The 11,926-nt window shown below is 32.1% G+C and carries 12 protein-coding genes; 8 read left to right on the top strand and 4 right to left on the bottom strand.

The genetic code is table 11. The annotated features are described in order from the left end of the window. Positions 1-161: 161 nt before the first annotated feature. On the bottom strand, positions 162-1,967 hold the full coding sequence (locus ACYSNM_RS11480; RefSeq protein WP_461757044.1) for a GNAT family N-acyltransferase: 1,806 nt from the start codon (positions 1,965-1,967) through the stop codon (positions 162-164). Positions 1,968-2,159: 192 nt separating this feature from the next. Here ACYSNM_RS11480 and ACYSNM_RS11485 point away from each other — a divergent pair, with 192 nt between their 5' ends. The 3 genes from ACYSNM_RS11485 (at position 2,160) to ACYSNM_RS11495 (ending at position 5,285) form a co-directional block, all read left to right on the top strand. Continuing rightward, positions 2,160-2,924 (top strand): exodeoxyribonuclease III, encoded by a 765-nt coding sequence (locus tag ACYSNM_RS11485; RefSeq protein WP_461757045.1) that lies wholly within the window; start codon positions 2,160-2,162, stop codon positions 2,922-2,924. Positions 2,925-2,936: 12 nt separating this feature from the next. Next, positions 2,937-3,845: an OmpA family protein gene (locus ACYSNM_RS11490; RefSeq protein WP_461757046.1), complete on the top strand. Its 909-nt coding sequence runs from the start codon at positions 2,937-2,939 to the stop codon at positions 3,843-3,845. Between the two features lie 108 nt (positions 3,846-3,953). Beyond that, complete coding sequence (locus tag ACYSNM_RS11495) at positions 3,954-5,285, top strand: mechanosensitive ion channel family protein (protein ID WP_461753389.1); 1,332 nt, start codon at positions 3,954-3,956, stop codon at positions 5,283-5,285. A gap of 47 nt (positions 5,286-5,332) precedes the next feature. Here ACYSNM_RS11495 and xseB read toward each other — a convergent pair whose 3' ends face one another. Both xseB and xseA read right to left on the bottom strand, forming a co-directional pair. Beyond that, positions 5,333-5,527, bottom strand: coding sequence for an exodeoxyribonuclease VII small subunit (gene xseB / locus ACYSNM_RS11500; RefSeq protein ID WP_461757047.1), 195 nt, complete (start codon positions 5,525-5,527; stop codon positions 5,333-5,335). After that, complete coding sequence (gene xseA / locus ACYSNM_RS11505; protein WP_461757048.1) at positions 5,488-6,978, bottom strand: exodeoxyribonuclease VII large subunit; 1,491 nt, start codon at positions 6,976-6,978, stop codon at positions 5,488-5,490. Before xseA ends, xseB begins: the two co-directional genes overlap by 40 nt. A gap of 159 nt (positions 6,979-7,137) precedes the next feature. Here xseA and dut point away from each other — a divergent pair, with 159 nt between their 5' ends. From dut to ACYSNM_RS11530, 5 genes are all read left to right on the top strand, one after another. Next, positions 7,138-7,575, top strand: coding sequence for a dUTP diphosphatase (gene dut / locus ACYSNM_RS11510; RefSeq protein WP_461757049.1), 438 nt, complete (start codon positions 7,138-7,140; stop codon positions 7,573-7,575). A gap of 19 nt (positions 7,576-7,594) precedes the next feature. Further along, complete coding sequence (locus tag ACYSNM_RS11515; protein WP_461757050.1) at positions 7,595-8,605, top strand: sugar nucleotidyltransferase; 1,011 nt, start codon at positions 7,595-7,597, stop codon at positions 8,603-8,605. An 80-nt stretch (positions 8,606-8,685) separates the two neighbouring features. Beyond that, on the top strand, positions 8,686-9,471 hold the full coding sequence (locus ACYSNM_RS11520) for a DUF4292 domain-containing protein (RefSeq protein ID WP_461757051.1): 786 nt from the start codon (positions 8,686-8,688) through the stop codon (positions 9,469-9,471). A gap of 10 nt (positions 9,472-9,481) precedes the next feature. After that, complete coding sequence (locus ACYSNM_RS11525) at positions 9,482-10,717, top strand: murein hydrolase activator EnvC family protein (RefSeq protein WP_461757052.1); 1,236 nt, start codon at positions 9,482-9,484, stop codon at positions 10,715-10,717. Between the two features lie 11 nt (positions 10,718-10,728). Next, positions 10,729-11,262 carry a 3-hydroxyanthranilate 3,4-dioxygenase gene (locus ACYSNM_RS11530; protein WP_461757053.1) on the top strand — a complete coding sequence of 178 codons (534 nt, stop codon included), beginning with the start codon at positions 10,729-10,731 and terminating at the stop codon, positions 11,260-11,262. 87 nt (positions 11,263-11,349) lie between these two features. Here the strand turns inward: ACYSNM_RS11530 and ACYSNM_RS11535 are convergent, their stop codons facing one another. Further along, entirely contained in the window at positions 11,350-11,907 is a 558-nt protein-coding gene (locus ACYSNM_RS11535; RefSeq protein WP_461753381.1) for a DUF3575 domain-containing protein, read from the bottom strand. Positions 11,908-11,926: the final 19 nt, after the last annotated feature.

Genomic DNA, 11,926 nt, shown 5'->3' on the forward strand with positions numbered 1-11,926 from the left:
CCCTTTTATACTATTCTCCCCATTTGAAATTATAGTTACTAAACGCAACTTAAATTCATAATTATATATCTGTTTTTTACTCATAAAAAATGCCCCAAAAAGTGTCTAACTTTTTGGGGCATGTCTACTTTAATCTGTTAGAAGGGATTTTTATTTTCTATCTATTCCTGCTTATTTTGTCTTTCAATTTCTGCTTCAAATTCTTCCATAACTGGCTTAACAGTACTATCGGGTAAATCTGAAATCTTGATGTACATTAAACCATCTATCGCATTATTGAATAATGGGTCTACATTAAAAGCTATAACCTTTGCGTTTTGCTTTATGTACTTTTTTATTAAAACAGGTACACGAAGCTTCCCTGGTTCAATATCTTCAATTATTTTATCAAATTTATTCAAATCTGACTCGGTCTCATTGAATATCAAATCCTTTTCGTTGTCCTTTAAATTTACTTTATAAGCCATCTTTGGGGTAACATACTGAGCAATATAAGGATCAAAATAATGAGAACGCATAAATTCAATCATCAGTGACTTAGAAAAATCCGAAAATTGGTTACTTATACTTACTCCACCAATTAAATACTTATGCTCTGGATAACGAAGGGTAGTATGCACAATTCCTTTCCATAATAAAAACAATGGCATTGGCTTTTGCTGGTACTCTTTAATTATAAAGGCACGTCCCATTTCAATGGATTCGGATAACATTGGGTAAAGCTCTGATTCAAAACGGAATAATTCGTTTAGATAAAATCCATTAATACCATACTTCTTATATATCTCAGCTCCTAATCCCATACGATAAGCCCCACAAATCTGCTTTTGTTGGGTATCCCACAAAAACATATGATGGTAATAATTATCATAGCGATCTAAATCCAAGGAGTTATTGGTTCCCTCTCCTACTTGTCGGAAAGTTATTTCACGTAAGCGACCAATTTCCCTCATTATTGTTGGGATTTTATCCGCCTTACATAAGAAAACTTCGTAATTTTTACTTTCTAGCAAACGAGAATTCCCCTCTCTAAGGCTATTTACTTCTTGAAGAATTAACTCCGAAGAGCTTGGTTCTGCAATATCTTTAATTGTTTTAGGTAACTTAAAACTAAAAGATGGAACTTTGATCCACTTTTTATCATCTCCTTTATAAGCATTAGATAATAAATAAGTTTTAAAACGCAAAAAGTTACCGTAGTCCTTTAGGTCATAATGCTCATTTTGCTCCTCCACAGAAATTGGTCTACCAATCCTAATTTTAATCACCCTGTTTTTCTGGGTCAATAATTCGGAAGGTAATTTGGCTGTGCGTAAAGTTGGATTAATTTGAGATAAAAAATAAAACAACTTACTATTTTGAGCGTGAAAATAAATCGGTATAACTGGAACATTGGCTTTCTTTATAAGCTTAATGGCTCCTTCTTCCCATGGTTTATCTACGATTAATTCATCATCTTTATAAGTGGAAACTTCACCAGCAGGGAAAATACCTAAAGGCTTTCCATCACTTAAATGTCTTAAAGTGTCCTTAAGTCCGATTACACTAGACTTTAAATCTTTATTACTTTCAAAAGGATTTACTGGCATTATATAAGGCTTTAAAGGCTCTATACGATGCAATAAAAAGTTGGCTACAATCTTAAATTCTGGATCATGCTCTAGCATTAACTTTAGAAGTAAAATACCATCGATGCCCCCTAATGGGTGATTTGAAATAGTAATATAAGGCCCCTTTTTAGGTAAACGCTTTAATTCTTCAGGGTCGATTTCAAATTCAATTTGAAATTCTTCTAAAATAGCATTTAAAAATTCTAAATCATCTAAATGTTTATTTCGATCATATATTTCATTTAAAGTGCTTATTTTCAACGCTTTCATTAACATCCAACCAGATAATGTACCTAAAAATCCGTACTTATCTAGATTAATTGCTTTTGCTACTTCTTTAGCCGTTACTAACCCCATTCATATTAAAATTAAGTACCACAAATATACTAAAAACTTTAGCTACAACCTTTATTTTTAATTCAACAAAAAAGCTGGTTTTTCCAAAGGATTCATCACAAAATAAATATTGTATTAAAACCACCTTAACATAACAAACTTTAAGTTATATTTTTTATATTTTTGAGCAAACAATAAAAAACAAACAATAAAATGAAAATTATTTCCTACAATGTAAATGGAATTAGAGCTGCAATAAAAAAAGGCTTATTAGAATGGTTAGTAGAAGAAGATGCTGATATTATTTGTTTGCAAGAAATAAAAGCCAAACCAGAACAAATACCCACAGATTTAATATCCGAGGCAGGTTATGAGCACCAATATTATTTTAGTGCTGACAAAGCAGGATATAGTGGAGTAGCAATATTGTGTAAAACCAAACCTAACAATGTAGTTTACGGAACAGGCATTGATTATATGGATTTTGAGGGAAGAAACTTAAGGGTAGATTATGATACTTTTTCAGTAATGTCTCTATACTTGCCTTCCGCTAGTAATATTGCTAGACTTGATTTCAAATACCAATATATGGACGCATTCTTCGACTATATAAATGAATTAAAAAAAGAAATACCAAACTTAATCATCTGTGGAGATTACAATATATGTCACCAAGCCATTGATATTCACGATCCTATTAGGAATGCAAAAAACTCGGGTTTCCTACCAGAAGAAAGAGCTTGGCTAGACAAATTTATCAATCATGGCTTTATTGATAGCTTCCGTATGTTTAATAAAGAGCCTCACCAATATAGTTGGTGGACTTATAGAGCAAACGCACGTAACAACAATAAAGGATGGAGAATTGATTATAATATGGTTGCCGAGCCAATGCAAGAGCGTATAGTGCATGCATGTATACTTCCATCTGTTATGCATTCAGATCATTGCCCAATTGTAGTTCAAATTAAACCTTAAAAAATCAACAGCATGAGAATTAAATATTTTGCTTTAAGTCTAGTATGTATTACTTTTCTTTCCTCTTGTGTAACACGAAAGTTATATAACGAACTAGATAGTCAGTTAAAAGAAGCGCAACTAGAAAATCAAAAACTAGATTATGACCTTCAATTATTAAATAGTTCCAATAATGATCTAGAAAAAATAAAAAGAGATTTAGCAGCCCAGTTAAAAGAATTACAGCAAGAAAGACTAAACCTAAATGCTGAAATCGCCGCTGCAAAAAATCGTCTAAAAGACTTAGAAATGTCTTACACTAATTTAGAAAAGTATTCCCAAGAGTCTTTAGAGGCCGAGGCAGCTAGATTAGCTAAAGCCAAAAGCGATTTAGAACAAAAATCAAAACGCGTAGAAGACCTAGAAAGTATCATCGAGGCAAACGATCTTCAAATGCGCCTTTTACGTGATAATTTATCCGCCGCATTAAATGATTTCGAAGGACGAGGGCTTACCATTGAACAAAAGAATGGGCGAGTATACGTTTCTATGGAGAATAAACTTTTATTTAAATCTGGTAGTTGGTCTATCAACACAGAAGGTCAAAAGGCTATAGAAGAACTAAGTAAAGTATTAGCTCAAAATCCTGATATTACTGTAGTAATCGAAGGACATACGGATAATGATAAAATTTTAGGTAACTTAGGAGAAGGTGTTAAAACAAACTGGGATCTTTCTTCAAAACGAGCGCTTACTATTGTAGAAATTATCGCTAAAAATGAACAAGTAGATAAAAAGAACTTAACTGCAGCAGCTAGAAGTCAGTATGCCCCTATTGCCGAGAATACTACCACAGAAGGCAAGGCAAAAAACAGACGTATCGAAGTTATTCTAACGCCAAACTTGGACAAAATCAATCAAATGTTACAAAACATTAATTAGAAAGTCCTTGTTTAAAGTATTATTTTTATTCCTATACCTAATAAGTAATTATTAGGTATAATTTATTCTATCTTTTAATAAACTAAAAAGAGCTAAGCTACTAATTATATGTCTACGCCATTACTTTCAACTTTACAAATAAACGAACTGGTGGACCCAACAGAGTTCAACAAAATCTACTATTGGTTTTTTGAAAGTTTATCCTTTTTACAACTATCTAAATATGAAACCCAGGTAGTTGCAACCATTATTCTACTATTGTCTTTTACCTTTTTCATGCTTGTTTTAGATTATGTCTTAAAAAACATCATCATAAGTATAGTTAAGAAATTCGCTGCAAAAACCAAAACGCAATTTGACGATATCTTAGTAAAGAACAAAGTACTTGATAATCTTACCCACTTAATACCCATTACCCTTGCTAGGATACTATTTCCAATAATATTCACAGGATTTAAAAGCTTAACCCATTTTACAATTGTAATTACAAATATCTTTTTCATTATAGCCGTAACTGCAATGCTACGCTCTATAATAAAAAGTATAAGAGATTATGCTAAAACCAATCCAAAACTAGCAGATAAGCCAATTGATAGTTATTCCCAAGTTGCAACCATTATAATATATTCCTTTGCGGTAATTATTATATTCTCTAGCATCACAGGTAAAGATCTCAATACTTTCTTCGCCTCTATTGGAGCTGCTTCTGCCATTTTAATGCTTATTTTCAAAGACACCATTATGGGCTTTGTAGCGAGTATTCAAGTTTCTACCAACGACATGGTTAGAGTGGGAGATTGGATAGAAATGGCTAAGTTTGGAGCTGATGGTACAGTATTAGAAATAAACCTAAGTACTGTAAAAGTACAGAATTTTGATAAAACCATTACAACCATTCCTACCTACTTACTTATTAGTGATTCCTTTAAAAACTATAGAGGAATGCAAAACTCAGGTGGTAGAAGGATAAAACGCAGCATAAATATTAAGATTTCTTCTATCCGATTCTTAGAAGAAAATGAAATTGAGCAATTAAAGAAAATTCAAATCCTTAAACCTTATATAGAGGAAAGGCAACAGGAAATTGAGAAATATAATGCGGACACACATGCAGATCAATCCATGCCTGTTAATGGTAGGAGAATTACCAATATTGGATTATTTCGAGCTTATGTTTTACGCTATGTCCAACAAAATCCTAATATTCACAAAGAATATTTTATCATGGTTCGACATCTACAACCCACACCACATGGATTGCCATTGGAACTTTATATGTTTACCAATAGTACCTTATGGCTGTTTTATGAAAATGTAATGGCCGATATTTTTGATCATGTCTTAGCAGCAGTAGATTACTTCCATTTAGAAGTATTCGAATTGCCTTCTTCGGATGATGTAAGGGATTTTACACAAAGAACCCAAAACAACTTTTCTTAAAATAAACTACAAGAGGTTAGCTCATAGGGCTAACCTCTTGTGGTTTATTACATCTCTAACTTGTCAATAATCTGATCTACTTTCTTTTCAGTGTCCATTAGTTTTTTCTTGCAAAACGCAATCAACTCTGAGGCCCTCTCTACTTTAGTAGCTAATTCATCTATACCAACCTGATCTTCTTTAAGTTGACCTAGAATTAGCTCTAATTCTCTTGAGGCTTTTTCATAAGTAAGTTCTTCCATAATATCGTCTCTTTAAAATCTTTAATGGTAATTAAATAAGCTTTGTCTAAGATTTGGATTTCTAAAACGTCACCTATTTTCAAAACAGTATCTTTCGTTAATATTTTATCTTTTAATCGAACAATAGAAAAGCCCTTTTTAAGAACACTTTCTAAATCGTAAGCTTGTAGCATTTGGCTATTTTGATCCTGCTGTATTTGATTTTTCTTCAATAAACTCTTGGCATAGAACCCCAATAACTCCTGTTGGTTAGTTAACTGATATTCGGCGGATTTTCTAGTACTACTAGTAAACAAAGCTATATTAGAGCTTTTTTGTATTAAGTGCTGCAGTTGCTCTGTACAAGAAGCTTTCGCAATACCCCCTACTTGTTGAGCAATAGATTCTAAAGAAATAGTTTGTTTAAAAACAGGTTCTCTCACCATCAAAGATAGTTGACTTTGCAAAGAATTTATCTGGGACATTTTCTTTATTGTAGTAGATTTCCCTAAATTAGATAAGGTAAGGGCTCTTTGAGAAATTAAAAAGTTTTGCTGTTCCTTAATACTACCATAGTACTGTTTAATTTGAAAAAACAAATCTTTCATTTTAATCCAGTATTTAAAATTTCTCTCCACGATAAATGCACCTGCAGCGCTTGGAGTTTTAAATGAATGGTTAGCGACAAAGTCTACCACACTTGTATCGGTTTGATGTCCAATAGCTGTAAAAACAGGCGTGTGAAAGGTAGCAATACACTTGGAAAGAGCTAAATTATTAAATACATCTAAATCCATGGCTGCTCCTCCTCCTCTTAATAAAACTACCACATCATAATGGTTTTTTTTTATACTATGCAGCTTTTCAAGGATTTCTAGGTGAGCTCTATCTCCTTGTACTTTTGTATCATAACTGCTAATAGAAAAGTAAAAACTATACTCGTTTGTTTCTAATTGATTGATAAAATCCATATACCCAGCAGAATTCACCGAGGCTAATACAGCTATCTTTTGAACAACCACTGGTAGGGGAACTTGTTTATTTAAATCAATTAACCCTTGTTGTTGCAAGGTTAATATGGCTTGTTGTTTTTTACGTTCTACTTCTCCTAAAGAAAAACTCAAATCAATATCTAAAATATTGATAGATAATCCGTAAATAGGACTAAAAATAACTTCACCCAAACACAATATTTGAGCACCTTCTTTAAGAATACTATCTTTTTTTTCTCCTAGATTATCCTCAATAGCCAAAGCAGATTGCCTCCATATTGTGGCCCTAGCCTTTGCTAATGTAACACCTTGTTTATTCTCTACTAGCTCCAAATAATAGTGTCCGCGTCTATCTTTTTTTAATTGAGCTACTTCCACCTTCAACCAAAAGGTTTTACCGGAAATAGAAGAATCAAAGATTTCCTTTACTCGATTGAGTATAACATCTAATGAGAACCACTTAGGTTGTTTTTCTTCCATAGCATAAAGTTAACAAAACAAAAATACGAACTCTAGCTTGAAAACAGCTAAATACAACAACTTAAAGCGTAAAAACAATATAATTTTCATTACAAGGGCATAACTCTTTTTAGTTGCTTATATCTTTTTTATATTTGTTAGATATTTAATTCTCAACTTATGACAGCAGTAAAAATAATTAATAAATCACAACACCCACTACCAAATTATCAAACTTCACAGTCCGCAGGAATGGATCTTAGAGCAAACTTGGCGGAAGCAGTAACATTAGGTCCATTAGAAAGAGCTATTATTCCAACGGGATTATACCTAGAGTTACCTGAAGGTTATGAAGCACAGATAAGACCTAGAAGTGGTTTAGCTGCTAAACATGGAATTACTCTTTTAAATTCACCAGGTACAATTGATGCAGATTATCGTGGTGAAATTGGCGTGATTCTTGTAAATCTATCCAATGACTCATTTACTATTGAGAATGGGGAAAGAATTGCCCAAATGGTTATTGCAACTTTTGAGCAAGCTACTTGGGTACCAGTAGAGGAATTAAGCCAAACTCAAAGAGGAGAAGGTGGATTCGGAAGTACTGGTGTAAAATAAATACTAAAAAAATTACAAAATGAAAATAATCGTACCAATGGCAGGAAGAGGATCTAGATTACGTCCTCATACTTTAACTGTTCCTAAGCCATTAATTCCTATTGCAGGAAAACCAATAGTACACCACTTAGTACAAGATATTGCAAAAGTTTTAAATGACCCAATTGATGAAATCGCTTTTATTATCCATGAAAGCTTTGGAAAACAAGTTGAAGAAGATTTGATCAAAATTGCAAATGACTTAGGAGCTAAAGGTACTATATGTTACCAAAATGAAGCATTAGGTACAGCTCATGCTATCCTTTGTGCTAAAGAAGCAATGGTAGGTCCAATTGTTGTTGCTTATGCGGACACTTTATTTAGAGCAGACTTTAATTTAGATACAAAAGCAGATAGTGTAATTTGGGTACAACAAGTAGAAGATCCTAGTGCATTTGGAGTTGTTCAACTAAATGAGCAAAACCAAATCGTAGATTTTGTTGAAAAACCAAAAGACTTTGTTTCTGATTTAGCCATAATTGGTATCTACTATTTTAAAAGTGGAGAAAACCTAAGAAGTGAATTAGAGTATCTTTTAGACAATAACATTATAAAAGGTGGAGAATACCAATTAACTGATGCACTTGAAAACATGAAGTTAAAAGGTCAAATCTTTGTTCCTGGTAAAGTTGACCATTGGATGGATTGTGGAAATAAAGATGCAACAGTGGATACAAATAACAGAATGTTAGAGTTTTTAGAAAAAGAAAATCTAAATTATATCTCTAAAGATATCCAATTGGAAAATAGTACTATTATTGCTCCATGTTACATTGGAGATAATGTAGTTCTAATTAACTCTACTATTGGTCCAAATGTTTCTCTTGGTGAAAACACTAAAATTGAAAATTCAACGATTAAAAATAGTTTAATTCAAACTAACTCTACCATTAGCAATGCTACTTTAGACAATGCAATGATTGGAAATCACGTGAATTATAACGCACAACACTCTGATATAAGTATAGGAGATTACAGCGTTCTTAAATAAGAAATTCTTAAATCCGTTTTAAAATTATTTGAAACGGATTTTTTTTAGCTATATTTCATGGTAAATAAAATGTAAGAAAAATGCAAAAGAAAATAATTTTCTTTCTTTTTTGCCTAACCTTATTGGCTAGCTGTAAAAAAGATAAAGCTATATACGATATTGTTGAAAAAGATGCTACTCATAATAAAACTGCCTTAAAGGTTTTAAATGAACATGCTAAAAATGCACAAGCATTTGATACAGCATTAATTAGAACGACTGCCAACTATCAACAAGATGGAACTAAGAACCAGAGATTCACTCTTGATATAGCCATTGAGAAGGATAGAAATATCCTACTTGATATTCGTTTTCTTGGTTTTCCAGTTGCTAAAGCTTTGATCAATCCAGATCAAATCCAATACTATGATAAAATTAATAAGGTATACTTCGATGGGGATTATTCCATATTAAATACATGGTTAGGGACGGAGCTTAATTTTAATCGCCTTCAAAATCTTTTCTTAGGACAAGTCCTAGATAGCTATAATAAGCAAGAAGTACTCCAATCCTCTATTGAAAAAGGATGGCATAAAGTATCTTCTATAGAAGATAATGGTAATGCATCAAATTACTTCTTTGAAGATAAAAACGCATTACTTAAAAAAGAACAAATAATAGAACCAGAAAATCAGAGAATCGTTACTATTAATTATGATTCTTATAAGAAAATTGGAAAATATACTGCTCCAAATCAAATTAATATACAAGCACAACAAGAAAAAGTTATAAATTTGGACCTACGTTACGACAAGGTTTCTTTTAATGAACAAATTAATTTACACTATAATGTTCCTAAAGGATATACGCGTATAACTTTCAATTAAGTCTATTTTCATGAGATCTATTTATATTACTCTACTTCTTAGTTTATGTACTCTTGGGGTTTATGCTCAACAAACCCAAGCTCAACTTGAGCGCAAAAAGCAACAGATCTTAATTGAAATTAAGTCTGTGCAAAAGCTATTACAGGTAGAGCAAACTAAGGAAAGAAATATATTATCCGAAATCCAAGAGTATAATCGCAAGATTTCTCTAAATCAAGCTTTGATTAAGAATGTTCAGCAGCAAATACAAGCAACCAATAGATCCATTAATCAAAAGCAAGCTGAAATCACTAAACTGCAAAAAGAAATTGAAGTTTTAAAACAAGACTATGCCCAAATTATAGTAAAAAGCTATCAAAGTAAATCTAATCAAAGTAAGTTGATGTATATTTTGTCTTCGGATAACTTTTTACAAGCTTATAAAAGGGTACAATATTTAAAACAATATGCTCAATATAGGAATGAGCAGGCCATTGAATTACAAGAAAAGGCTAAAATATTGGATCTAGCTATTGCTGATTTAGAAAAGCAGAAAGTTAAACAAAGAGCACTTTTAGCAGAGCAGCAAAAAAGTCAAAAGGCTTTAGAGGATGATTTAGGTAAACAAAAAGAGCTAATCGCTTTGGTAAAAAAAGACCAAAAAACCTATAATGCCCAAATTGTTGAAAAGCAAAAGCAAACCGATCAAATTGATAGACAAATCAAAAAGTTAATTCAAGAAGCCATTGCATTAGCAAATAAAAAGGCAAGAGAAGCAGCAGGAAAATCTACAACTAGCACTTCTACTGCCAAAGCAACCTTTGAATTAACTCCAGAGGGAAAAATAGAGGCCAGCAACTTTAAAGCCAATAAGGGTAGACTACCTTGGCCAGTGGAAAAAGGATATGTTTCTCTTGGTTATGGAGACCAGCCTCACCACACCCAAAAACACCTAACTATTCACAACAGTGGTTTAGAAATTTCAACTGAACCTGGTTCTAAAGCAAGAGCTGTTTTCCAAGGAGAGGTACTTCAAGTACAAGTTTTATCTGGTGGAAATAAAGCTGTTTTAATTCAACATGGGGACTATATTACAGTTTACCAAAATTTGAACCAAGTTTGGGTAAGCCCTGGACAAAAAGTAACCTTAAAACAAGATATTGGAACTATTAACACAAATAGTTCAGGAAAAACAATTTTAAAATTCTTATTAACGCATAATACGGATATTAATAATCCACAATTATGGTTAACTCGAAGCAATTAGTTTTAAAAAATATGACAGTAAAACCGGCATTTAATATTTATAAATGGATTGAAGAAAACAAACATTTATTACAGCCACCAGTGGGGAACAAAAATATTTACCCTCTTTCTGATGATTATATTGTAATGGTTGTTGGTGGCCCAAATGCCCGCAAAGATTTTCATTATAATGAATCTGAGGAATTTTTCTTTCAACTTCAGGGAACAATCTATATTGACATACAAGAAAACAACCAGCGTAAAAGAATTACCCTTGAAGCGGGAGATATCTTTCTACTTCCACCCAAAGTACCCCATTTACCTATTCGAACAAAAGATTCTGTAGGTCTTGTGGTAGAGCAAAAAAGAAAAGCAGCCAATAGTAAGGATGGTTTAATATGGTATTGCGAAAATTGTAATGAGAAACTCTATGAAGTATATTTTGTATTAGAAGATATAGAGACAGATTTTTTAAAGCATTTTGAAACATTTTATAATTCTTTAGAATTAAGAACATGTAAATCTTGTCACACTGTTTTACAAGCCGATAAAAAACATACCAAGTAAATTATATAAAGGACAAAAAAAAGCGTTAAGTATACTTAACGCTTTTTTTATTTAAAGAGAAACTACATGTGTAGATGTATTTTCTAATTAAAATCTATATCCTAAATTTAATCCAGCATTAAACTCAATTGCTGAAAAACGATCATTTACTTTTGAGCTAAAGTTACGTGCAATACTTGCAAATGGACTAATGGTAAAGGAGTCTCCAAGTGCCCATTTATATCCTACCCCAATACCAAAAATAAAACTATCCATATCTGTTTTTACACGAATATTTTGATCTAAAGTGGTATCGAACTTATTCTCCTTAAAGTTACCAAACCTGTACTTAACAAAAGGACTTATCACATAACCACTACCATTGGCTCCTGTTTTGCCTCCAAAATAATAGTTGTAGTTAAAAGCAAGACTACTTGTCTTAAACTTTTGGTCTTTACTATCTCTTTCTGAATGATAAGAAAAACGATCATTTATGATTAAGTCAGCACCAATACTTTGATTATGGTCTATAAAATGCTCATAACCTAATTCAACAGATCCTAAAACAATAACGTTTAATACATTTACCTTTACTTCATTCAGTGCTTGTGAAAAACCACTAAATGAACACCCTACTAAGAGAAGTCCTAGAATAATTCTTTTCATATTTTTTTCAATTTGCTGT

This window comes from Myroides sp. LJL116 (assembly GCF_054871685.1).